The organism is Microbacterium sp. KUDC0406, assembly GCF_021582875.1.
Classification (GTDB): domain Bacteria; phylum Actinomycetota; class Actinomycetes; order Actinomycetales; family Microbacteriaceae; genus Microbacterium.
Window position 1 is genome coordinate 903,273 of sequence record NZ_CP091138.1, and the last position, 23,562, is coordinate 926,834.

Consider the following 23,562-nt stretch of genomic DNA (forward strand, 5'->3'; position numbering starts at 1 on the left):
CACGGAGGTTCGTCCGCGGCGCATCCGCCGCGAGACTGCGACTGCGCCCGGGGCCGTGCCACACCACGCCGGCCCCGGGGCGACGTCCTGTGCGCTCGGCTACCGCCCGAAACAGCACCACCGCACCGAGACGTGGCCGCAGCGCCGCAGTCTCGGCGCGGGCGTGCAGTCTCGATCAGGGCTTGATGATCGGGATCATCCCGGTCTCGGTGGCGACCTTGCGGCGGTAGAGGCGTCGCTGCTCGGGCAGCGACAGGTCGAAGACCACGGCGAGCACGCGGATGATGGCGGTCAGCACGATGCACAGCACGGCGGCGACGGTGATGTTCATGCCGAGGCCGTGCGCGACGACGATGAACGTGCAGCCGACACCCGCAGCGACCGCGTAGAGCGAGCCGACGTGCATGATGGCCACGGGCAGTCCCATCAGCACGTCGCGCAGCACGCCGCCGCCGACGGCGGCGCAGACGCCGATGAAGACCGCGGGCACCGGCGGCACCCCGAGGCCGATCGCCTTGCTGGTGCCGAAGGCGCCGAACATGCCGATGACCAGGGCGTCCAGTCCGACGATCACCCCGTTCAGCCGGTTGAACACCCCGGCCAGCAGCATCCCGATCAGCGCCGCACCGGCGGCCGTGATCAGATACCAGTCGCTCTGCAGCGTCGCCGGCGGCAGTCCCAGCATGAGGTCGCGGATGAGACCGCCGCCCATGCCGATCATGATGCCGATGATCGCGACGCCGAGCAGATCGAGGCGACGCTGGCCTTGGAACCCCGACGCGAACATCGCACCCTGGATGCCGCCGAGCCCGACCCCGAGCAGGTCGGCCCAGAGCGGGATGGTGAAGAGCGGTTCGGTCACCCCTCCATTGTCCCCGGCGCGGGGGATAATCGAGGAATGCCGACCTACCGAGACGAAGCGGTGGTCCTGCGCACCCACAAGCTCGGCGAGGCGGACCGCATCCTCACCATGCTGTCGCGCCGGCACGGCAAGATCCGTGCGGTCGCGAAGGGGGTGCGGCGCACCTCGTCGAAGTTCGGTGCGCGGCTCGAGCCCTTCATGGTCGCCGACGTGCAGCTCTACCAGGGCCGCACCCTCGACATCGTGCAGCAGGCCGAGTCGCTGGGCTCCTACGGTTCCGACATCGCGGCGCACTACGACAGGTTCACGGCGGCGAACGCGATGGTCGAGACGGCAGACCGGCTGAACGAGGCGGAATCGACCCCGAGCAGTATCTGCTGCTGGTCGGCGGGCTGCGTGCCCTGTCGCGCGGTGAGCACGCGGCGCGCAGCGTCCTGGACTCGTATCTGCTTCGGGTGATGGCGCTGTCCGGCTGGGCTCCCTCGCTCGACGACTGCGCACGCTGTGGTGCGCCGGGTCCGCACACCGCGTTCGTGGCGCCGCTCGGCGGCCTGGTGTGCGGGGACTGCGCGCCGGCCGGAAGCCCCCGCATCCCGGCATCCGCGCTGAAACTGCTGCGCGCGCTGCTCGCCGGTGACTGGGAGCGGGTGGATGCGGCATCGCCGGCCGACACCGCCGCCGCCTCCGGCACGATCGCAGCGTATGCGCAGTATCACCTGGAGCGCGGCATCCGCTCTCTCGATCATCTGGAAGGAACCCGGTGAGCCCGAAGCCGTACACCCACAAGGACGCCGTGCCGTATCGGCCGCTGGACTGGACCGGCGTGCATCCGCCGGAGTTCCCGGCCGTGCCGAACCATGTCGCGATCGTCATGGACGGCAACGGGCGCTGGGCGAACCGCCGCGGACTGAACCGCATCGAGGGTCACAAGGCCGGTGAAGAGGTGCTGCTCGACGTCGTCGCGGGTGCCATCCAGGCGGGCGTGAAGCACCTCTCGGTGTACGCGTTCTCGACCGAGAACTGGGCGCGCTCGCCCGAAGAGGTGCGGTTCCTGATGGGCTACAACCGCGACGTGCTGCACCGCCGTCGCGATCAGCTCAACGAGTGGGGCGTGCGGGTGCGCTGGGCAGGACGCAAGCCGCGGCTGTGGGGATCGGTGATCAAAGAGCTGCAGTACGCCGAGCAGCTCACCCGCGGCAACGACGTGCTCACGCTGACGATGTGCGTGAACTACGGCGGGCGGATCGAGCTGGTGGACGCCATGCGGTCGATCGCCGAAGACGTCAAGGCCGGGCGGATGAAGCCCGGCGCGATCACCGAGAAGGCGATCCGGCGGCACCTGTATCTGCCGGACATGCCCGACGTCGACCTGTTCCTGCGCAGCTCGGGAGAGCAGCGCACGTCGAACTTCCTGCTCTGGCACTCGGCCTACGCCGAGATGGTCTTCCTCGACACGCTCTGGCCGGACTTCTCGCGCGAGGAGCTCTGGCGCGCGATCGGCATCTACCTCTCCCGTGATCGCCGCTTCGGCGGCGCGGTGGACACTCCCTCCGGCCGCCCCGCGAGCGATGGTCGTTGAACGAGCGAAGCGAGTCGAAACGCAGAGTCGAAACGCACCAGGAATACCGAGGCTCTGTATCCGGTTGAATGATGTTGTGAGCGAACCCATCTCGATCGACATCTGGTCCGACATCGCCTGCCCGTGGTGCTACATCGGCAAGCGCAATCTCGAAGCGGGCCTCGCGGCCACCGCGTCCGATGAGGACGCACCCGAGGTGCGGGTCACCTTTCACTCCTTCGAGCTCTCGCCCGACACGCCCGTCGACTTCGACGGCGACGAGGTCGACTTCCTCGCCGGGCACAAGGGCATGCCCCGCGAGCAGGTCGAGCAGATGCTCTCGCACGTGACGAACGTCGCCGCGAAGGCGGGCCTGGAGTACAACTTCGACAGACTGCAGCACACCAACACGGTGAAGGCGCACGAACTGCTGCACCACGCCAAGGCGCACGGGCTGCAGCACGAGATGGAGGAGCGGCTGATGTCCGCGTACTTCACCGAGGGCAGGCACGTCGGCCGCATCGACGACCTCGTCGCCCTCGCCGCCGAGGTCGGTCTCGACGCCGCCGAGGCGACGTCGGTCCTGGAATCGTCCCGGTACCTGGACGACGTGCGCGCCGACCAGGCGCAGGCCCGTGCCTACGGCATCAACGGTGTGCCGTTCTTCGTCATCGACGGCAAGTACGGCGTCAGCGGTGCCCAGCCCGCAGAGGCGTTCGAGAACGTCATCCGCGACGTGTGGTCGCAGCGCGGCGCCGAGCCCGCGGAGGAGGCCGCGAGCTGATCGCAGACCTCGAAAGGTCCGGTCCCAGGACCGGGCCTTTCTCCCGTCCCGCCGCTCTCAGCGGCGCGACCCGCCCGGCGCGAGCTGACCGGCGACGAGTGCGGTGAGCGCCAGGGCGAAGCCGGCGACCTGCATCGGCATCAGCGCCTCACGGACGGACCGACCCGCATCGAGTTCCTCGCGTGGAGCGTATTCAATCCCTCGCCCGCGGCGCAGGCGTTCCTCGCGATGGAGCGCGGGGGCGGGACGCCGTGACCGAAGGAGGGGACCCGATGCCGGACCCCCTCCTCGTCGGTCAGATCCTCTGCTGCTTCGGGCCCAGCGGAAGCGGCTGCATCGGCTGGTCGTTCGCGGTCAGGTCGATGCCGAGGTCACGCGCATACACGACGCGGGTGCGGATCGACACCTCGTCGCCGTTCTCTGTGAGCTCGAAGATGCGCCCACCGCGGAGCCGGTTGCGCTCGGCGCCGTCCAGACCGTAGGCGCCGAAACCGGTGCCCGGCGCGTAGCCGAGCTGCACGCCGTAGTAGTCGCCCACGTAGTCGTTGACGTGATCGTGGCCGACGAAGACGCCCCTCACGTCGCCGCGCTCGAGGATCGCGTTGTACATCCCCGAGTTGAACGGGCCGGGGCACTCGTCCTCGTTGCGCTCGCCCACGATGCGGTGGCGCGCCTTGCCGCGCGCCGCATCCGCCGGGGTGCGGGTGTCGACGCCGCCCCACCACATGAAGCGGTGCTCCCAGAGCGCGATGTGGATGAACATCAGACCGGGCACCTTGCGGCCCTCACGCCGCTCGAGCCGCTGCGACTGCTCGCGGTACCAGCTGACCTGGTCCATGCGCAGCCAGTCCCAGGTCGGATAGCCGGCGAAGTCCTGGCCGTTGATCTTCCCCGGCGCGTAGCGACCGGAGTCGATCAGCCAGAGCGCGAAGGCCTGGCGGCTCTGCTTCGTCGCGGACGCGATCGACACGATGGTGTTGCTCGTGCCGGTGAGACCGCGGGCGTTCTCCGCATTCAGGTTGTAGTCGTACGAACGGTAGATCCGGAGCATCCCCGCTTCGTCGACGCCCGACTCCGGCAGGGAGTCCTCGTCGTGGTTGCCGTAGGTGACCGCCCACGGGATGCGCCGGGACTCCATCGGCTGCACGACGTTGTTGATCGCCTGCTTCACGGCGAGCCGGGTCTCGCAGCCGCCCGTGATCACATCACCGTTGATGACGACGAAGTCGGGCTTCTCCTGATCCAGGGTCTTCTCCATGAGCTCCACGGTGCGCCGGTCGGTCTGCTCATCGTCCTGCGTGTCGTTGAACTGGACGACCTTGAACGTCCTGTCCTTGCGGAAGCGCAGTCGTGGTGCGCTGTGGCCCGGGCGCCCTGACACGGTGGCCGGCGCGGCATTCGCCGCACCGGCCGGCAGGGCGGCGCTGACGGCGCCGATCGCTCCAGCGGTGATCACGGTGCGCCGAGTCAGGGGCAGTCGTTCTGGCATTCCAGGTCTCCTCGTGGTCGTGGCGGTGTCGCCGCGGAGACGCTAGGAGACGAAAGTGGCGCGGGGACGACGGGCAGGTGAACGCTGCGGGATCGGGCCGCGCTCCCGGGCGCTCAGAGCGTCGGCAGCAGCGCGGCCAGCGAACCCACGAGGTTCGCACGCCACGCCGCCCAGTCGTGACCGGCCTCGAACGGGGAGAGGAGCACCGAGCGATCGCCGATCCGGCGATCCGCCTGCAGATGGGCGGCAAGCGCGGCGGCGTCGGCGAGCATGTCGCCCTCGAAGGTGCCGGCCTGCAGCTCCGCCGAGCGCCATCCCGGCTCCGCGAGGAGGTGCTCGGCGACGTCGAAGCGCCACAGCGACGGCGACTGGGCGATGGCGTGGTGCACCTCGCCGCCGGACAGCGCGAGCGTCCACAGGGCGGCGATGCCGCCGAGACTCTGACCCGACACGATCGTCGCCGCACCGTGCGGCTGCACCGCACGCTCGGAGCGGATGCGGGGGAGCAGCCGATCGATCGTGACGTCGACCTGCGCCGCAGGGACACCGAGATGCTGCCACCGTCGTTCGGTGCTCTGCTCGTCGAGCATCGCGACATGCAGCGGCGGCAGGATGCGGCGTCCTATCGCCGCGTCGAGGATCTCGGGAAGCATCCGACGCCACACTCCGCCGTCGAACAGCACGAGCAGCGGCGTCTGCGCCGAGGTGGCTGCGGGCTCGTACACCCAACAGCGCTCGTCACCGGGGAGCGCCAGTTCGTCGGTGCGCGACGCCCGCGGCGTGCGGGTGAGGCCGCCGCGCCAGAGCTCTGCCGGTGCCGTGGGGCCCGAGCCGACTGATGCGCTTCGGCCCCGTGAGCCCGGCACGACGTCCGAGCCTCGGGCGTCCACGTCTCCGGCGTCGATCGCCGCGACGATCACGTCGCGGCGTGATCCGCCGCGATGCCACGGCGGCGTCGCCTCGTCGTTCCACACGCCGATCCGGTACGACGCGCGGAGCGCGGACGGGAGACGGAGGCAGATCGTCCACAGATCCGAGTCCGGGAGCCGGATGAGCTCGGCGGTGGAGACGTCGGCATGATCGAACACCGGATTCGTCCACAGCACGACGGCGCGGGCGCTCGGCGCCTCGACGACCCACGTCCACAGGGCCGACTGCGGGTCGTCCGGGTCCTGCTCGATGAGCGGGTTCGGCCGGGCGAGCACCTCCGAAGCGATCGAGTCCCGCTCCTCGGCGCGCGCCCAGGCGCGCTCCACAGGTCCGCGGATCCGCCGCATCTGAGGCTCGGCCCGGTGCCGCGACGGTCGCTTCTCCTGGTGGTCGCGGCCGCGGCGGTCGGTCCAGACGCGGACCGGGATGTCGGCACCGGGCGTCTCCGGCCTGCGAACGGGTGCGGACGCGCTCACCGTGCGTCCTCCAGCTGTGCGCGTGCGACCGGGAAGCCCGGTTCGACCGGATGAAGCTCCGCGGCACGCGGGTCCAGCGGGACCACCAGCGGTGTTCCCGTGACCGGATCGTCGATCACCAGGGAGCGGAGCCCGAAGACCTCTTCGATCAGTTCCGCCGTGATGATCTGCTGCGGATGCCCGGAGCGGATCACTGCGCCGTCCTTCATCACGATGACGTGCGAGGCGTAGCGCACAGCCTGATTGATGTCGTGCAGCACCGTGACGACGGTCTTCCCGTCGTCGTGCAGCGTGCGCAGCAGCTCCATGAGCTCGTACTGGTGCGCGATGTCGAGGAAAGTGGTCGGCTCGTCGAGCAGCATGATCGGCGTCTGCTGGGCGAGCAGCATGGCGATCCACACCCGCTGGCGCTGTCCGCCCGACAGCTCGTCGACGAAGCTGCCCGAGAGGTCCGAGAGCCGAGTCGCGGCGAGCGCGTCGCGCACGGCGTGCTCATCCGACTCCCGCCACTGCTGGAACAGGGACTGATGCGGCGCGCGGCCACGGGCGACGAGGTCGGCGACACGGATGCCGTCGGGCGCGAGCGAGCTCTGCGGCAGCAGGCCGAGTCGTCGGGCGAGCTGCTTCGGAGGGATCGACTGCAGCGACGCTCCGTCCAGCAGCACCTGGCCCGCGGCCGGCTGCAGCACTCGCGCCAGAGCCCGGAGCAGGGTCGACTTGCCGCACCCGTTCGGTCCGATGATCGCGGTGAAGGAGTCGTCCGGGATCGGCACCGAGAGGTGCGCGGAGATGACGCGCCTGTCGTATCCGATCGTGGCGTCGTCGACGTGCAGCCGGGACGGCTGGTCCGGGTTCATCGTGGTGCTCCTGACTGGGCTCGGGACTCGCGGATGAGGAGGAGGATCAGGTAGACGCCGCCCACGCAGATCGTCACCAGCCCGACCGGGAGCGGCCGGAAGACCGACGAGATCGCCTGCGCCAGCAGATGCGCAGCACTGAGCAGGGCGGCGCCCACGGCGGCCGACGCCAGCAGGCTGACGCCCTGCGTGCGGGCGACGCGCCGCGCGAGCTGAGGTGCGGCGAGGGCGATGAAGCCGATCGGACCTGCGGCGGCGGTGACGAGCGCGGTCGTCGCCACGCCGGTGGTCAGCAGCGCGAGCCTCGACGCACCGACCCTCGTGCCCTGAGTCGCCGCGGCGTCATCACCGAGCTCGAGCGTGCGCAGGCCGGAGGAGAGCACGACGCACAGGACGGCGATGCCGACGGTGATCGCCAGCGAGGGCGTCAAGGTGGTCCAGGACACCCGGCTCAGGGTCCCCGCGCCCCAGACGCCGACCCGCATCGCATCATCGATGTCGGCACGCGTGATGAGGTAGGTGTTGATCGAGACCAGGATCGACGCGACCGCGATGCCGACGACGATGAGGCGGAAGCCCTGCACGCCGCGCCGGTGGGCGAGCAGGTAGACGGCGAGCGCGGTGAGCAGCCCGCCGGCGATGGAGGCCGCCGCGATCGTCCAGTACTGCTGCACTCCGAGGACGAGCATCACGATGACGACGGCCGTGTACGCACCGGCATCGAAGCCGATGACGTCGGGAGATCCGAGCGGGTTGCGGGTGAGCGACTGGAAGATCGCGCCGCCGATGCCGAGCATCGCACCGAAGACGACGGCGGCGACGACGACGGGGAGGCGCCACTCCAGCACCACCTGGGCGGTGAACTCGTCGGCGGTGCCCCGCATCGCGTCGACGACGTCGGCGGCTGTCAGGGGATAGTCGCCGAAGAACATCGCCCAGAAGGCCGTCGCGACGGCGAGCAGCGAGAAGGTCGCTGAGGTCACGAGGAGCCGGACGCCGATCCTTCCCGAGAGCAGGCGTCCGCGCATGCGCAGCGACCGGTACCCGAAGTCGACCCTCGCATCGCTCGTCGTCACAGCCCGCTCGCCTTCCTGCGCCGCACGAGTGCGATGAGCACCGGCGCGCCGACGACCGCGGTCACGATCCCCACCTCGATCTCTCCCGGCCTGGCGACCACCCGTCCGACGACGTCCGAGACCAGCAGCAGCACGGGTGCGGCGATCGCCGTGCAGGCGATGATCCAGCGCTGGTCGGGGCCGACGAACCACCGCACGGCGTGCGGCACCATGAGCCCGATGAACGCGATCCCTCCGGTGAGCGCGGTCGCACCTCCGGCCAGCAGGGTGACGGCGATGACGCCGAGGATCCGTGTGCGCACGACGCGGGTGCCCAGGGCGACGGCGAGGTCGTCGCCGAGGGCGATGCCGTTCAGCGGACCGGACAGCACGAGCGCGAGGACGAGGCCGGTCACGAGGAACGGCAGCACGGACAGGGTCTCGTCGATCCCGGCTCGTGCGATCGATCCGGCGCCCCAGTTGTGCACGGCGCGGAAGGTCTCGGGGTCCATCAGCGTGAGGACGGTGGAGATCCCGCGCAGGACTGCACCCAGTGCGACCCCCGCGAGCACCATCGTCACGGGGGCGGTGCTGCGCCCCATCGAGCCGATCACGTACACCAGCACCGTGGCGGCCGCGGCACCGAGGAACGAGAACCAGACGTACCCGGAGATGCCGGTCAGGCCGAACAGGCCGACGCCGAGTGTGACGGCGAACCCGGCGCCGGCGTTCACGCCCAGGATGCCTGGATCGGCGAGCGGATTGCGCGTCAGCGCCTGGATGAGGGCTCCGGCCACGCCGAGTGCGGCGCCGACGGCGATGCCGAGCAGGGTCCGCGGCATCCGCTTGTCCCAGACGACGATAGAGGCCTCTCCGCCGTCGGGGTGGACCAGCCCTTGCCAGACATCGTCCAGCGGAAGCGGATTGGCGCCGGCGGCAAGGCTGAGGAGCACTGCGAACGCGAGCGCGACCAACAGCACACAGAGTCCGGCCGCGCGCCGCAGGTGCAGCGCCGGAGGACGGGGCTGCACGCGCGGCGGCGCGATCGGGACGGAGGACATGCGTGCGGTCAGCCTGTGACGGCGGCCTGCAGCGCGGGCGCCATCTGCTGCACGGCCCACGTCGACGAGAGCGGGCCGCTGCGCGCGAGAGCCCAGGGCAGGTTGCCGTCGTACTCCTCACCGTCGATGACGAAGGTGCCCTCCTTGGCGCGGTTGTCGATGAGGATGAGCCGGTCGTCCTGCACGGCCTTCAGCTTCTGGAACAGCGGCTGCTCGGTGATCTTGGCGTGGGCGCCGTCGGAGTTGTCCGAGAACAGGATGACGTCCGCGTCGACGGCGGAGAGCAACTCCTCGCTGACCTCCTGTCGGTAGCTGAACTCCTCCGCGTTCGGATTCGCCGCGAAGCCCATGCGCTCGAACACGGATTCGGCCGGGCTGCCGATCGAGGAGTGGTACTGCAGACCACCCTCCTCGCCGTAGTAGACCAGGTACGAGGCGGTCAGCGTGGAGAACTCCGGGTTCTCCGCGCGGAAGTCGGCGTAGAACTGCTCCTCGTCGGCGAGCACGTTCTTCGCGGCCTTCTGCAGGTCCAGGACCTCGCCGATGCGCGTGATGCTGGCCTCCCAGTCGTTGGCGACGCTCTGCTCGGAACCGCCCTGCTCGGCGGTGCCCAGCACGGGCGCGACGGAGGAGAGCTTGTCGTAGACGTCGGTGAGATCCGCGCCGAGGACGATGATCAGGTCGGGGTCGGCAGCGGCGATCTGCTCGACCGGGAACTTCGAGTCCCCGGTCGAGAAGCGGTTCGGGATCTCCTGCGCCAGAGCGTCCTCGAGCCACACATCCGTCGACCACTCGCTGGCGATGATGGGCGTGGCCCCGAGCGCGGCGAGGATCTCGGCATCGTCCTGAGACGGGGTGACGGCGGCGATGCGCTCCGGTCGCTTCTGGAGCTCGGTCGTGCCCCAGGGCGTCTCGAGCTCGAGAGGGTACGTCGTGGTCCCCTCTGCAGCCGGCACGAGACTCGAGGATTCGTCCTCGGCGGGGGACGACTCGGACGCCGGGGCGCTGCCCCCACAGGCCGTCAGAGCGAGGACGCCGGCGAGCAGGACGGCGCTGAAGGCGCCTGCGCGCGCAGGAATGATGCTGGTCATGGTCTTCCTTTTCCGGGTGTCGTCCGTTCAGATCGGACGGAGGCCCTCAGCGGGCACCAGGATACGAGGTTAGGTGAGGGTATCCTTATTGGAGGCGCAGAATGCGACATCCTGCGGCCGCGAGACGACATGTCGGCTCGCTCGCAGAGAGGACTCCACCGTGACCAGCGCCGTCATCCCGCCGATCTCCCTGCCGGCGAGGGTGCACGATGATCGCTCCGTGCTGCTCTGGCAGGCGCGAGGATCATCCGAGTGCGTGCTGGACGGGCGTTCAGGGCAGCTGACCGCGGGACACGCGCTGTGGATCCCCGCAGGCGTCGTGCACGAGCTGACGGTGCACGAGGACTCCGTCGCACTGCCGATGCACTTCATCGACCTGCTGCCGGGACCGGGGACGCTCGCGGCTCCGACATGGATCGCTGTCGACGCGGAGCTTCGCACGGCGATCCTGGCCGTGATGCAGGTGCAGAACTCGCTGCTCCGTCCCGACGCCGACGTGGAGCGTCGGCTGCTGCGCATGCTCCGCGGCCGGTCCGTGCCACCGACCGGACTGCGCATGCCGCAGTCGGCACCCGCCCGAGCGATCGCCGAGCACCTCCGCGACCACCCCGGAGAAGACGCCTCCGTCGCCGAGCTCGCCGCCGCGCAGCACGTGTCGGCGCGCACCCTCGAGCGCGCGTTCGCAGCGGAGACCGGGATGACGCTGCAGGAGTGGCGTGCGCGGCGGCGTATGGAGACCGCCGCCGCGCAGCTGTCCGGAGACCGCTCACCGGCCGCTGTGGCGATCAGCGTCGGCTATCGCAGCGTCTCCGCCTTCCGCCGCAGCTTCAAGGACAGATTCGGGATGACACCGGGCGAGTACGCCCGGGCCTTCCGGGTGCGCGACTGAGGCGTCGGCGGATCAGCGGCCCGCCTCGGCCAGGGCGCCCTCGATGGCCGAAACGATCTCGGGGAGTCCGGCTGCTGCTTCGGCCGGAACCGCTGCACGGACCCGTCCGGCGAGACCAGGAACTTCTCGAAGTTCCACTCCACCCGGCCGGCCTTGCCCGTGGCATCCGTGGTCTCCTTGAGCGACTTGTAGAGGTCGTGCGCGTTCCTGCCGTTGACCTTGATCTTGTCGCCCAGGGGGAAGGTGACGCCGTAGGTGGTCGAGCAGAACTCCAGGATCTGATCGATGGAACCGGGCTCCTGGCCGAAGAACTGGTTGCACGGGAAGCCGAGCACGGTGAACCCGCGGGACTCGTAGGCGCGCTGCAACTGCTCGAGCTGCTCGTACTGCGGAGTGTTCCCGCATTTCGAGGCGACGTTGACCACCAGCACCACGTCGGCTTCGTAGTCGTCCAGTGTCTTCTCGACCCCGGAGGCGTCGGTGAACGGGATCTGGCGGAGCTGCGGGTCGGTCATATCCACAGCCTATGCTCGGTGCCGTCCGGCGGCGCCGGATTCTGGGAGAATGGACGGGATATGTCTGTCGCCACTGCCCTTCGAGAAGCCCAGGGACCCAAGGCCGGCGCTCTGCGCATCGGCCCGATCGATCTCGACGTGCCCGTGGTCCTCGCGCCGATGGCCGGGATCACCAACACCGCATTCCGCCGACTCTGCCGCGAGTACGGCGCCGGTCTCTACGTCAGCGAGATGATCACCTCGCGTGCGCTCGTCGAGCGCAACGCGATCACGATGCGCCTCATCCAGCACCACGAATCGGAGACGCCGCGCTCGATCCAGCTGTACGGGGTCGACCCGGTGACGATCGCCGAGGCCGTCCGCATCATCGTCGCAGAGGACCGCGCAGACCACATCGATCTGAACTTCGGCTGCCCGGTGCCCAAAGTCACCCGCAAGGGCGGTGGCGCGGCGCTCCCGTGGAAGACCACGCTGTTCGCCGACATCGTCGACCGCGCGGTGAAGGCAGCGGGCGACGTGCCGCTGACGGTGAAGATGCGCAAGGGCATCGACAAGAACCACCTCACCTTCCTCGAGGCGGGTCGCGCAGCCGAGGACGCCGGTGCGGCGGCCGTCGCGCTGCACGCCCGCACGGCCGGCGAGTACTACTCAGGGCACGCGGACTGGGCGGCGATCGGCGAGCTCAAGCAGACCGTCACCAGCATCCCGGTGCTGGGCAACGGCGACATCTGGTCGGCCGACGACGCGGTGCGGATGATGGCCGAGACCGGCGCCGACGGCGTGGTCGTCGGGCGCGGATGCCTCGGGCGCCCGTGGCTGTTCGGCGAACTGGCCAGTGCCTTCGGCCCTTCGACGGGCTCAGGGACCCAGGGGCCGGTGGTCGACGCCACGCTGCAGTTCGTCGCGGCGGCGTTCCGCCGGCACGCCGAGCTGCTGGTCGAGTTCTTCGAGGACGAGGACCGCGGATGCAAGGACATCCGCAAGCACGTCGCCTGGTACTTCAAGGGATACCCGGTCGGCGGTGAGCTGCGCGCCTCGCTCGCACGGGCGTCCACGCTGCAGGAGATCGACGATCTGCTGGGCACCCTGGATGATGCGCCGTACCCGGGCGCCGGTGCGGAGGGTCAGCGCGGACGCGCGGGCTCGCCGAAGCGCACCGCTCTGCCGGAGGGCTGGCTGGACTCGCGCGAGATCGGCTCGGACACGGGCGAGATGATGCGAGGAGCGGAGATCGAGAACAGTGGCGGGTGACGAGACGGCGCTGGTCGAGGGCTACGACGAGAGCGACGCCGAGCGCTTCTTCGCCGAGACGCACCGCTCCGAGCGCGATGACTTCGCCCGCGATCGTGCGCGCGTGCTCCACTCCGCGGCGCTGCGGCGGCTCGCGGCGAAGACGCAGGTGCTCAGCCCCGCCAGCACCGCGGACTTCGCCCGCAACCGCTTGACGCACTCTCTCGAGGTCGCACAGGTCGGCCGCGAGCTCGCGATCGCCCTCGGCGTCTCGGCCGACGTCGTCGACACCGCCTGCCTGAGCCACGATCTCGGGCATCCGCCCTTCGGTCACAACGGTGAACGCGCTCTCAACGAGTGGGCCGAGAACATCGGGGGCTTCGAGGGCAACGCCCAGTCGCTGCGCATCCTCACCCGGCTCGAGGCCAAGGTGCTCGACGACGGGGATCGCTCCGTGGGGCTCAATCTCACCCGAGCCAGTCTCGACGCGACCTGCAAGTACCCGTGGACCGTCGACAATCCCGTCCCCGACCCCGGAGGCCGGCTGAAGTTCGGGGTGTATCCGGATGACGAGGCGGTGTTCCGCTGGATGCGCGAGGGCGCTCCCGGCAGGCTGCGCTGCATCGAGGCCGAGATCATGGACCTCTCCGATGACATCGCATACTCGGTGCACGACTTCGAGGACGCGATCGTGAACGGCTATCTCGACGTCGCGCAGCTGTCCGACCCGGTGCAGCATCACGCGCTGGTGAGCCGCATCCAGCAGTGGGTCGGCTACGACTTCACCCGTGACGAGCTCGCGGACGCTCTGTACCGGCTGAGCACGCAGCCCATGTGGCTGAAGTCGTTCGACCGCTCGCGCCGCGACCTCGCGCGCCTGAAGAACCTCACCAGCGACCTGATCGGGCGCTTCGCCCGCGCCTCCGTGTCGGAGACCCGGGCCGCCTATGCCGGGCCGTCCCTCGCACGGTACAGCGCGCACGTCGTCGTGCCGCGGATCGTCGAGGCCGAGATCGCAGTGCTGAAGGGCATCATGGGCCAGGCGATCGTCACGATCGACGCACGCCGCGGGGTGTACAAGGAGCAGCGGCGCGTGCTGAAGCGACTCGCCGACGCACTGTGGTCGACCGACGCGCTCTGGACCGCCGGCGCCGACGTGCTCGAGCCGGCGTTCGCCGCCGACTTCCACGATGCCGAGACAGACGATCAGCGCGCCCGCGTGGTGGTCGATCAGATCGCGAGTCTCACCGATCAGACCGCGGTCGACTGGCACAACAGACTGGTCGGCGACATCGATCCGGCCGAGGTCGGCATTTGGTCCCCGCGGCATGTCCGGCCCGGCGCCCATGGGCGGGTCGCCGCCGGAACCGTATCGGGAACACGCTGATGCCCCGCATCCTGCAGGCCGACATCGACGAGGTGAAGTCGCGCACGAACATCGCCGACATCGTGGGGGAGCGCGTCGCGCTGAAGTCGGCGGGCGTGGGGTCGCTGAAGGGGCTCTGCCCCTTCCACGACGAGAAGAGCCCGAGCTTCCACGTCAGACCGCAGGTCGGCTACTACCACTGCTTCGGATGCGGGGCGTCCGGCGATGTGTACTCGTTCCTGCGCGAGATGGACCACGTCAGCTTCACCGAGGCCGTCGAGCGGCTCGCCGGCCGGATCGGCTACTCGCTGCACTACGAGGACGGCGGGGCCGCCCCGAGACCAGCGGCCGCAGCCGGCTGTACGCGGCGAACACCGCCGCGGCGGAGTTCTTCCGCTCGCAGCTGCTCAGTGCCGACGCCGAGACCGCCAGGGCGTTCCTCGGACAGCGTGGATTCGACGCCGGCGCCGCCGCGCACTTCGGGGTGGGCTTCGCGCCGCGCGGCTGGGACGGCATGCTGAAGGCGCTCACCGCGCAGGGCTTCACCCGCGAGGAGCTGAGCAACGCGGGGCTGGTCTCCACCGGACAGCGTGGCGTCTACGACCGGTTCCGCGGCCGCCTGGTGTGGCCCATTCGCGATGTCACCGGCCAGACGATCGGCTTCGGGGCGCGCAAGCTCTTCGACGACGACCAGGGCCCGAAGTACCTGAACACTCCCGAGACGCCGATCTACAAGAAGGCGCAGGTGTTGTACGGGCTCGATCTCGCCAAGCGCGACATCGCTCGCGGTGACCCCCGCAGAGTCGTCGTGGTCGAGGGGTACACCGACGTGATGGCCTGTCATCTCGCCGGGGTCACCACCGCGATCGCCACCTGCGGCACCGCGTTCGGCACCGAGCACATCAAGGTGCTGCGGCGTGTGATGGGCGACGTCTCGGCGTCCGGAGAGGTGGTCTTCACCTTCGACGGAGACGAGGCCGGCCAGAAGGCCGCGCTGCGCGCCTTCTCGGAGGACTCCCGGTTCACCGCGCAGACCTTCGTCGCCGTGGCCCCGGACGGGCTCGACCCCTGCGACCTGCGTCTGCAGCGCGGGGACGCCGCGGTGCGTGGGCTGATCGACACGAAGGTGCCGATGTTCGAGTTCGCGATCGACCGCAAGCTGAGAGGGTTCGACCTGGCCACGGTCGAGGGACAGGTGGGTGCGCTGCGCGCCGCCGCGCCGATCGTCGCCGAGATCCGCGACGAACTGCTCCGCCCCGGGTACGAGCGCGTGCTGGCACGGCGGCTCGGAATGGATCCCACAGCCGTGCACGCGGAGGTCCGGCGGGCGTCGCACGGCGGAGCACAGGGGTGCAGCGCCGGGAGTCGTCCCGGCAGTCCGAGACGTCGACGGCACCGGCCGAGCCCGATTCCGGGCCGACCATGACGATCGTCACGCTCGCCGGCCTGCCGCGCAACGCCGAGGTCGCCCTGGAGCGGGATGCGCTGATCGGCACCCTGCAGTACGGACACCAGGCGGATCCGGCGCTGCTGCGCCGCGGACTGCAGCAGCCTTTCCGGCATCCGGCGCTCGAGGCCGTGCGCGAGGCCGTCGCGGATGCCGACTGGACGCGACCGAACTGGTCGGTGGAGGCCGTGAACGCGGTGCGCGAGCCGTTCCGCTCGCTCGGCGGCGAACTGCTGATGACCTCGTTCCCCGCCCGAGACGAGCAGGGTGCCGTGGCCTCGACGACCGATCTCGCGCGCCGGCTCATCGTCCGCAGCATCGAACGCGAGAAGAACGAGCTGCTCGGGGCCGTGCAGCGCGTTCCGGCGGAGTCCGACGGCGGCAGGGCGCTGCGCGTCAGGCTGCGCGATCTGGACGCCGAGAGGCAGCGCTTCTCCGAGTCGTAGGCGCGCAGCGCCGGTCAGTCGGGCAGGATGGGGGATGCCCCGCACCACCAGCGACGCCGCCATCGACTGCTCAGACCTGGTCATCGACCGGATGGGTCACGGCGGTGCGACCCGGGCTGTCGACGGGGTGACCTTCGTCCTCCCTCCCGGTGAGCTGCTCTGCGTGGCAGGTCCCACGGGGTCGGGCAAGTCGACCCTGGTGGTGGCGCTGTCGGGTGCTGAGGACCCGTCGGTGCGCATCGTCGGCGGACGCGCTCAGGTGTGCGGCATCGACGCGCGCCGCGGCGGGCGGAAGAAGCGGATGCTGGGGGCGCTCACCGGCTTCGTCGGCCAGGGCGCCGGCGGCGATCTGCCCCCGCGTCTCACAGCGGGGAGATCATCGGGGAGCCGATCACCATCCGGGAGCGCAAGGTCAACGGCAAGGCGCTCGCGATACGCGTGGCCACGCTGCTCGATGAGCTGCACCTGCCGCTCGGCGCCGCCAACAAGTTCCCGTACGAGCTCAGCGCCGGCATGCGGCAGCGCGTGGCGATCGCCCGTGCGCTGGTGATGGAGCCGCGCGTGCTCATCGCCGACGAACCGCTCGCCAATCTCGACCCGGAGGTGCGGCCGGCGGTCTTCGACGCGATCACGCGGCGTCGTGAGGAGCGCGGCATGGCTGCCCTGATGGTCACCAACGACGCGGACTTCATCCGCGAGCTGAATGCGGCCTCGCTGATGCTGCGCGGGGGCCACGTCGTGGCCCGCGGGGTCGGCAAGGACCTCATCTGGGTGCCGAACGCCGAGGCGGACTCGCAGCGCTGACTGCGGCACGCCCGGGCCGATGGCGGAGTTCTTGAGCACCTCCGGAGTTTGCTAAGCTTGTCGAGTTGCCCGCTCGCGGGAGACGCGCCAGAGATGATCCCCTGTAGCTCAACTGGCAGAGCAGCCGGCTGTTAACCGGCAGGTTGTTGGTTCGAGTCCAACCGGGGGAGCCAACGGGGCCCGGAATCATTGATCATGATTCCGGGCCTTTCTCCGTCTCTGGCGAGCCCCCGTCGTCCCAGGCGCAGAAAGCCGCCTCAGCCGCCGGCGATCGTGTACCAGATGCCGTAGATTCCGGCGACCGTCATCAGGCCTGTGGTGAACCATCCGAGGGTGGCCGCGAGTCTTCCGTTGCGATAGCGGCCCATGATGCTGCGGTCGCGGGCGATGAGCATGATGATGATGAGGAAGGGCCCGGCGGCGATGCCGTTGACGATGGCGCTGAGGACGAGCAGCCCGATGGGGTCGGTCGAGACGACGGCCAGAATCGTGCCGCCTACCATCCCTGCGCCGAGAAGAATGTAGAAGAGGGGCGCTCTGCGCGGACTGCGGTCAAGACCCCAGTTCCTGTTCAAGAGCGCAGAGAGGCCTGCCGCGCCGGCGGCGGCCAGGACAGGGACCGCGAGCATCCCGGACCCGATGAAGCCGAGTGCGAACAGGACGCCGGCCCAACTGCCGGCGATCGGCTCGAGCGCCTTGGCTGCTTCGGCCGCGCTCGACACCGTCGCGTGGTGGGCACCGAGGGTCGCGGCGCTGGACGCGATGATGGCGAACATGATGAGGACGCTGAAGATCATTCCCGTGAACACATCGAGGCGGCTCTTCCGGAGCTGGCGGCGGGCCTGCGGTCTCGTGTCGCCTTTCAGATCGCTCGTGTCCTTGTGATCATCGCGGATCTCCTCGACGCGCTGGGCGGACTGCCAGAAGAACATGTAGGGAGAGATCGTGGTGCCCAGGACGCCGACGGCGAGGCCGAGGTAGGCGGGCGTCGGAGAGAACTGCATCCCGACGAGACCGCGGCCGACGTCGGCCCAGTCGACGTCGGTGGCGAACAGCACGCCGACGTAGACGAGCAGAACGAGGCACAGCCATTTGAAGATCCTGCCGATGAGCTCGAAAGAGCCGAGCATCACGGTCAGGAGGATCGCGGTGCCCGCGATCGTGCTCCAGATCCATGCGCGGCCGGCGTGCAGGAGCTCGGCGCCCTGACCGATGGCGTTGAGGTCCGCGGCGAGGTTGAGCGTGTTCGCTGCGATCAGCGCGACGATCAGGACGCCGATCACAATGCCGACGCCTCGGCTGAACTTCCGGCGGATGAGCTTCCCGAGGCTGTCCCCGGTCGCCAGCGTCACGCGGTCGCAGGTCTCCTGCACGGCCATCATCAGCGGGAGCGACAGCGGCACGGTCCAGAGCAGGCCGTTGCCGAAGGCCGCTCCGGCCTGAGAGTACGTCGCGACGCCAGAGGGGTCGTCATCCGCTGCGCCGGTCACGAGACCGGGGCCGAGCACCTTGAAGAAGCGGACGACGAGGTTCTGCTTCTGCGGGGTGCCGCCTCCGTGGTTGTTGCCGTGCTGCCTCCGCACGGAGCCTTCGTCGCTCGTTCCCTTCGGAGCGCCGTCCTCGTGCGACTGGGCGGAATGAGGGCTCATCGTCGGCTCCTGTCGTCTCTGCCGCCCATCGTGGCAAGACGCGAGAACACCGGGCAGGGGCTTGCGCACAGGGCGCGGAGCGGACTAGGTCGCGGCGGCTTCGCCGAGTGAGCCGGCCGGCGTCTGCGACGACATCCGCCTCAGGCCTCGAGGTCGTCGACGCCCGGCATCCAGCTGTTGCCTGGGCGGCCCCAGCCGCGCTTGCGGGCGATCTTCTGCACGGTCTTCCAGTCGCCGTCCGAGAGACGATCGACGTAGAGGATGCCGTCGAGATGATCGAACTCATGCTGCATGATGCGCGCGCGCCAGCCGTCCACCTCGATGCGCACCGGCGCGCCGTCCAGGTCGGTGCCGGTGACCAGCACCCGGTCGGACCGGCGCAGCGGGAACCGTTCGCCGGGGAACGACAGGCATCCCTCCGACTCGAGGTCGGGGTCGGGGGAGCCCGGCTCGGGCGGCGTCATCCAGAGCACCGGATTCAGGATCGCACCCCGCCAGGGCCGTTCGTCGTCGTCGACGTAGGAGTACGTGTAGATGCGCAGAGCCACGCCGACCTGCGGTGCCGCAAGGCCCACACCCGGGGCGATGTCCATGGTCTCGAACATGTCCGCGACAAGGGTGCGGATCTCGTCGGTGACCTCGCCGACCTCGTCCGCGCGTGCGTGCAGAACCGGGTCGCCCATGATGCGGATCGGAAGAACAGTCACGCCACAACCCTACTGTGCACCGGGTTCGCGAACCGCGGCCGGTACAGTCGTACGTGTGAATGGAGCGGGGATGGCGGGGGAAGTCACGGACCAGCTGGTCGGGGTGTTCCAGAACCCCGGGCTGCTGATGGGCATCCCTCTCGCACTGGCAGGCGCCGTGTTCATGTCTCTGGGCGCGCAGTATCAGCACCGCGGCGTGGAGAAGGTCGAGCGGATCACCGGCACCCAGGGCGCCACAGGACTCTCGATGACCCAGCTCAAGGGACTGCTCACCCGTCCCTCCTGGCTGATCGGCACGCTCATGCTGGGGCTGGCCGTGGTCTGCCAGCTGGCGGCTCTCGCCGTCGCGCCGCTGATCGTGGTGCAGCCGCTCGGCGCGATCGCGCTGGTCATCACGACCCTGCTGAACGCCCGAGTCTCGGGCCAGTCGCCGACGCGTCAGTCGCTCACCGCGATCATCGCCTGCGTGGGCGGCATCTTCCTCTTCGTCACGCTCGCGGCGATCTACGCCACCGAACGCGGGATCACCGAGCGCGACCTGTTCGTGATCCTGGCGATCCTGCTGGTCGTCATCATCCTGCTGTTCGTCTGCTGGCTGGTGCTGCGCCATCGGATGCGAGCGCTGTTCTACGTGACCGGTGCCGGCATCCTGTACGGCTTCGTCGCCACTCTGGCGAAGGCCGTGATCAGCCGCATCCAGGCCGGCGAGTTCGACTGGGTGACCCTGGTCTGCGTGATCGCGCTGGTCGCTGCGGCGGTGGCGGGCGGGTACTTCGTCCAGACCGCGTACGCGTCGGGCCCGCCCGACCTCGTGATCGCCGGCCTCACGGTGATCGACCCGATCGTGGCCGTGCTGATCGGCATCCTGGTGCTCGGCGAGGCCGATGCCGCTCCGCTGTGGGTGCAGATCGGGTTCGGCGTCGCCGGCGGCATCGCCGTCTGGGGGGTGTTCGGGCTCGCCCGGTACCACCCGCAGATGATCAGCGAGAGCCAGGAGCACGGCATCACGCGGGGGAGCCACGGCCCTTCGACGGACTCCGGGCCGCAGGGCCCCGCTCAGTAGTCGCGGTCGATGAGGTCGGGCGAGACCTCGGACGCCGCCGCCTCGTCGACGAAGAACACCGTGCGGCGGCGTCCCTTCGCGCCGGCGGCCGGCACACTCGCATAGCTCGCGCCGGCCAGCGCCAGCCCGAGCGCTGAGGCCTTGTCGGCGCCGGTGAGCACCAGCCACACGCGCTTCGACGCATTGATCACCGGGCGGGTCAGCGTGATGCGCTCGGGCGGGGGCTTGGGCGAGTCCCGCACCGGAAGCACCGTCGGCATCCGTCACGGTCACCTCGGGACGATCCGGGAACAACGATGCGATGTGGCCGTCGGGGCCGACGCCGAGGAAGCACACCGCGAACGACGGCCAGGGCCGGTCATCCGTGCCGAACCGCGCGAGCTCGGCGGCGTAGTCCGCCGCAGCCTCGTCGAGGCTCATCTCACCGGGTTCGGCCGCCTCGTGCACGTTCTCTTCCGGGACCGGGATGCGGTCGAGCAGGGCGCGACGGGACTGCAGTGAGTTGCGATCCGCGTCATCGCGTGCGACGAAGCGCTCATCGCCCCACCAGAAGTGCACCAGCGACCAGTCGATCTTCGTGGCACGAGGGTGCTCGGCGACTGCAGCCAGCACAGCACCGCCCATCGAACCGCCGGTGAGGCAGATGTGGGCGGTGCGTCCGTCCTTGGTGCGGGCGCGCACCCTGGTCACGAACCGGTCTGCGACCCGGGCGGCCAGCTCAGCCGGAGTGGGTTCGACGACGACCGTCTTGACCGCGCGCGCCTGCTCCATCGTCATGCTCCCGTTTCCGGCGGCCCCAGCCGCTCCCAGCCATCGGTGATGACTCGACCGTACAGCACGTCCGCATCCAGCCTGCGCAACTCCTCGGCCAGACACTCGCGCAGCGTACGGCGCGGCAGGTGCAGTTCGTGATCGGGCTGACCGGGCTGGGTGAGCACGGCCACGCCGGGCGACGGGCGCTCCAGCAGGATGTCGCCGGAGGCGCGGTGCAGGCGCACCGACTTGATGCCCTCCTGCCAGTGCTGCGGGTCCTCGTACGACCAGCGCACCGGCACATCGAGGGCCATCTGCAGCCAGGCGGCGAGAAGGGCGGTCGACGGCGATGCGGCGGCGCCGCGCACCTCGACGCCCGTGACCGTCTCGAACGGCGGCTGGTCCAGCACAGCGGCGAGCTGCTCGCGCCAGTGGGTCAGACGCGTCCAGGCGAGATCTGTGTCGCCGGGCGCGTGCGTGCGACCCAGCAGGGCGAGCCGATCGCGCACGTCGGGCGAGGTGGCGGCGTCGGTGATGCGACGCTGCGCGATACGGCCCAGCGGTGACGCCGGCGGCATCCGTCGGCGCCTCGTCGGGCCACCAGGCCACGACCGGGGCATCGGGCAGCAGCAGGCCGGTGACGAGGCTCTCCGCGTTGCTCGAGGCCTCGCCGAAGGCGCGCAGCACGACGACCTCGCTGGCTCCGGCGTCGCCCCCGACGCGGATCTGCGCGTCCAGGCGCGAAGGTCCGTCGCCGATCGTGAGAACGATCACCCGCATGGGATGCTCGCGGGAGGCGTCGTTCGCCGCGTCGATCGCGTCCTCCGCCACGCCGTTGCGAGCGGCGATGACGAGCGTGAGCACGCGTCCGAGGGCGACGGCGCCGCCCTCCTCGCGCACCCGGACCAGCTGCTTGGCGATCTGGCTGACGGTGGTGTCGGGCAGGTCGATGATCACGGTCGTCTCCAGACTCGTCCGTCGCGGGCCAGCAGGGCGTCGGCGGATGCCGGGCCCCAGGAGCCGGGAGCGTACTGCTCGAGCGGGCCCCCCTTCGCAGCCCAGTACTCCTCGATCGGATCGAGGATCTTCCAGGAGAGCTCGACCTCCTCGTGGCGGGGGAACAGCGGCGGGTCGCCGAGGAGCACGTCGAGGATGAGGCGCTCATACGCCTCAGGGCTCGCCTCGGTGAAGGCATGCCCGTAGCCGAAGTCCATCGTCACGTCGCGCACCTGCGTGCCGGCTCCCGGCACCTTCGAGCCGAACCGGATCGTGACGCCCTCGTCGGGCTGCACCCGGATGACCAGCGCGTTCTGCCCGAGCTCCGACGTGCGCCCGAGCAGATGCTGCGGGGCGCGCTTGAAGACGACGGCGATCTCGGTGACGCGGCGGCCGAGACGCTTGCCGGTGCGCAGGTAGAAGGGCACACCGGCCCAGCGCCGGTTCGCGATCTCGAGCTTGACGGCCGCGTAGGTCTCGGTGGTGGAACGGGGGTCCATCCCGTCCTCCTCGAGGAAGCCGTTCACCTTCTCGCCGCCCTGCCATCCGCCGGCGTACTGCCCGCGTGCGGTGGCGAGGGACAGATCTGCGGGCAGCTGGACGGCCTCGAGCACCTTCTCCTTCTCGGAGCGGAGGTGCTCGGCGGACAGGCTGATCGGCTCCTCCATCGCGGTGAGCGCGAGCAGCTGCAGCAGGTGGTTCTGGATCACGTCGCGCGCCGCACCGATGCCGTCGTAGTAGCCGGCACGCCCGCCCACTCCGATGTCCTCGGCCATCGTGATCTGCACGTGGTCGATGTGGTTGCGGTTCCAGATCGGCTCGTACAGCTCGTTCGCGAAGCGCAGAGCGAGGATGTTCTGCACCGTCTCCTTGCCGAGGTAGTGGTCGATCCGGAAGATCGAGTCCGCCGGGAAGGCCACCTCGAGGGCCCTGTTCAACGCTCTGGCCGATTCCAGATCGTCGCCGAACGGCTTCTCGATCACCACGCGCCGCCAGCACTGGTCATCGTCGCCCGCGTCGCCGACCAGGCCGGAGTCCTTCAGCTGACGGGCGACCGTCGGGAAGTCCTTCGGCGGGATCGATAGGTAGTAGGCGTGGTTGCCCATCGTGCCGCGTTCGACGTCGAGCTTCTCGACGGTCTCGCGCAGCCGGCGGAAGGACTCCGGGTCGTCGAACGTGCCCTGCACGAACCGGATGCCCTGCAGCAGCTGCTGCCAGGTCTCCTCGCGGAACGGCGTGCGGGCGTGCTGCTTGACGGCCTCGTAGACCACCTGCGCGAAGTCCTGGTCCTCCCAGTCGCGGCGCGCGAAGCCGACCAGGGCGAAGCCCGGAGGAAGCAGCCCCGGTTGGCGAGGTCGTACACGGCGGGCATGAGCTTCTTGCGGGACAGATCGCCGGTGACTCCGAAGATCACGAGGGCGCTGGGCCCTGCGATCCGGTTCAGGCGGCGGTCGTCGGGATCGCGCAGCGGATTGTGCCCGCGCGAGATGGGTACTGTCATCGGTTGGGTGCCTCGATCGGTGTCACGGTGTCG

17 protein-coding genes, 1 tRNA gene and 6 pseudogenes are annotated in these 23,562 nt (G+C 69.8%); 11 read left to right on the plus strand and 13 right to left on the minus strand.

All coding sequences use genetic code 11. The features are described 5' to 3' along the window. Positions 1-175: 175 nt before the first annotated feature. The gene (locus L2X99_RS04580; RefSeq protein ID WP_236124879.1) at positions 176-862 is read right to left on the minus strand and encodes a trimeric intracellular cation channel family protein; all 687 of its coding nucleotides are present in this window, start codon (positions 860-862) and stop codon (positions 176-178) included. 36 nt (positions 863-898) lie between these two features. Between L2X99_RS04580 and recO the strand changes: the two are divergent. The 3 genes and pseudogenes from recO (at position 899) to L2X99_RS04595 (ending at position 3,204) form a co-directional block, all read left to right on the plus strand. After that, positions 899-1,626: pseudogene (gene recO, locus L2X99_RS04585) on the plus strand (DNA repair protein RecO). Continuing rightward, positions 1,623-2,441, plus strand: coding sequence for an isoprenyl transferase (locus L2X99_RS04590; RefSeq protein WP_236124878.1), 819 nt, complete (start codon positions 1,623-1,625; stop codon positions 2,439-2,441). Before recO ends, L2X99_RS04590 begins: the two are co-directional and overlap by 4 nt. Before the next feature lie 76 nt (positions 2,442-2,517). Further along, positions 2,518-3,204 carry a DsbA family oxidoreductase gene (locus L2X99_RS04595; RefSeq protein ID WP_236124876.1) on the plus strand — a complete coding sequence of 229 codons (687 nt, stop codon included), beginning with the start codon at positions 2,518-2,520 and terminating at the stop codon, positions 3,202-3,204. A 295-nt stretch (positions 3,205-3,499) separates the two neighbouring features. Here the strand turns inward: L2X99_RS04595 and L2X99_RS04600 are convergent, their stop codons facing one another. The 6 genes from L2X99_RS04600 to L2X99_RS04625 all read right to left on the minus strand — a co-directional run bounded on the left by L2X99_RS04600 (position 3,500) and on the right by L2X99_RS04625 (position 10,163). Further along, positions 3,500-4,693, minus strand: a complete 1,194-nt coding sequence (locus L2X99_RS04600; RefSeq protein WP_236124874.1) for a metallophosphoesterase family protein — start codon at positions 4,691-4,693, stop codon at positions 3,500-3,502. A 113-nt stretch (positions 4,694-4,806) separates the two neighbouring features. Next, positions 4,807-6,099, minus strand: coding sequence for an alpha/beta hydrolase (locus L2X99_RS04605; protein WP_236124872.1), 1,293 nt, complete (start codon positions 6,097-6,099; stop codon positions 4,807-4,809). Then, entirely contained in the window at positions 6,096-6,956 is an 861-nt protein-coding gene (locus L2X99_RS04610; protein WP_236124870.1) for an ABC transporter ATP-binding protein, read from the minus strand. The genes L2X99_RS04605 and L2X99_RS04610 overlap by 4 nt, the downstream gene beginning before the upstream one ends. Next, on the minus strand, positions 6,953-8,032 hold the full coding sequence (locus tag L2X99_RS04615) for a FecCD family ABC transporter permease (protein ID WP_236124869.1): 1,080 nt from the start codon (positions 8,030-8,032) through the stop codon (positions 6,953-6,955). Before L2X99_RS04615 ends, L2X99_RS04610 begins: the two co-directional genes overlap by 4 nt. Continuing rightward, positions 8,029-9,072, minus strand: a complete 1,044-nt coding sequence (locus tag L2X99_RS04620) for a FecCD family ABC transporter permease (RefSeq protein ID WP_236124867.1) — start codon at positions 9,070-9,072, stop codon at positions 8,029-8,031. Before L2X99_RS04620 ends, L2X99_RS04615 begins: the two co-directional genes overlap by 4 nt. Positions 9,073-9,080: 8 nt before the next feature. Then, positions 9,081-10,163 (minus strand): ABC transporter substrate-binding protein, encoded by a 1,083-nt coding sequence (locus tag L2X99_RS04625; protein ID WP_236124865.1) that lies wholly within the window; start codon positions 10,161-10,163, stop codon positions 9,081-9,083. 160 nt (positions 10,164-10,323) lie between these two features. Here L2X99_RS04625 and L2X99_RS04630 point away from each other — a divergent pair, with 160 nt between their 5' ends. After that, positions 10,324-11,052, plus strand: a complete 729-nt coding sequence (locus tag L2X99_RS04630) for an AraC family transcriptional regulator (protein ID WP_236124864.1) — start codon at positions 10,324-10,326, stop codon at positions 11,050-11,052. A gap of 12 nt (positions 11,053-11,064) precedes the next feature. On the opposite strand, the pseudogene L2X99_RS04635 reads toward L2X99_RS04630, so the two are convergent. Next, positions 11,065-11,567 (minus strand): annotated as a pseudogene (locus L2X99_RS04635) (glutathione peroxidase). A 60-nt stretch (positions 11,568-11,627) separates the two neighbouring features. On the opposite strand from L2X99_RS04635, the gene dusB reads away from it, so the two are divergent. The 6 genes and pseudogenes from dusB to L2X99_RS04660 all read left to right on the plus strand — a co-directional run bounded on the left by dusB (position 11,628) and on the right by L2X99_RS04660 (position 17,033). Continuing rightward, on the plus strand, positions 11,628-12,818 hold the full coding sequence (gene dusB, locus L2X99_RS04640; protein WP_236124860.1) for a tRNA dihydrouridine synthase DusB: 1,191 nt from the start codon (positions 11,628-11,630) through the stop codon (positions 12,816-12,818). Continuing rightward, positions 12,808-14,184 (plus strand): deoxyguanosinetriphosphate triphosphohydrolase, encoded by a 1,377-nt coding sequence (locus tag L2X99_RS04645; RefSeq protein WP_236124858.1) that lies wholly within the window; start codon positions 12,808-12,810, stop codon positions 14,182-14,184. Before dusB ends, L2X99_RS04645 begins: the two co-directional genes overlap by 11 nt. After that, positions 14,184-16,056 (plus strand): annotated as a pseudogene (gene dnaG, locus L2X99_RS18510) (DNA primase). Before L2X99_RS04645 ends, dnaG begins: the two are co-directional and overlap by 1 nt. Positions 16,057-16,147: 91 nt before the next feature. After that, positions 16,148-16,606: an ATP-binding cassette domain-containing protein gene (locus L2X99_RS18165; protein ID WP_329608168.1), complete on the plus strand. Its 459-nt coding sequence runs from the start codon at positions 16,148-16,150 to the stop codon at positions 16,604-16,606. Then, positions 16,495-16,860, plus strand: a complete 366-nt coding sequence (locus L2X99_RS18170; protein ID WP_236124854.1) for an ATP-binding cassette domain-containing protein — start codon at positions 16,495-16,497, stop codon at positions 16,858-16,860. Before L2X99_RS18165 ends, L2X99_RS18170 begins: the two co-directional genes overlap by 112 nt. A gap of 97 nt (positions 16,861-16,957) precedes the next feature. Further along, positions 16,958-17,033 (plus strand) — tRNA-Asn (locus L2X99_RS04660). Positions 17,034-17,117: 84 nt separating this feature from the next. Here L2X99_RS04660 and L2X99_RS04665 read toward each other — a convergent pair. Continuing rightward, the gene (locus tag L2X99_RS04665; protein WP_236135688.1) at positions 17,118-18,578 is read right to left on the minus strand and encodes an Nramp family divalent metal transporter; all 1,461 of its coding nucleotides are present in this window, start codon (positions 18,576-18,578) and stop codon (positions 17,118-17,120) included. A 71-nt stretch (positions 18,579-18,649) separates the two neighbouring features. After that, the gene (gene def / locus L2X99_RS04670; protein ID WP_236124848.1) at positions 18,650-19,216 is read right to left on the minus strand and encodes a peptide deformylase; all 567 of its coding nucleotides are present in this window, start codon (positions 19,214-19,216) and stop codon (positions 18,650-18,652) included. 70 nt (positions 19,217-19,286) lie between these two features. Between def and L2X99_RS04675 the strand changes: the two genes are divergently transcribed. Continuing rightward, a complete protein-coding gene (locus L2X99_RS04675; RefSeq protein ID WP_236124846.1) occupies positions 19,287-20,279 on the plus strand; it encodes a DMT family transporter in 993 nt (330 codons plus the stop codon). Here L2X99_RS04675 and pgl read toward each other — a convergent pair. The 3 pseudogenes from pgl to zwf form a co-directional block, all read right to left on the minus strand. Then, positions 20,273-21,050, minus strand: a pseudogene (gene pgl / locus L2X99_RS04680) (6-phosphogluconolactonase). The gene L2X99_RS04675 and the pseudogene pgl overlap by 7 nt on opposite strands. Before the next feature lie 2 nt (positions 21,051-21,052). Next, positions 21,053-21,989: pseudogene (locus L2X99_RS04685) on the minus strand (glucose-6-phosphate dehydrogenase assembly protein OpcA). Then, a pseudogene (gene zwf / locus L2X99_RS04690) lies at positions 21,986-23,529 on the minus strand (glucose-6-phosphate dehydrogenase). Before zwf ends, L2X99_RS04685 begins: the two co-directional pseudogenes overlap by 4 nt. Positions 23,530-23,562 lie beyond the last annotated feature (33 nt).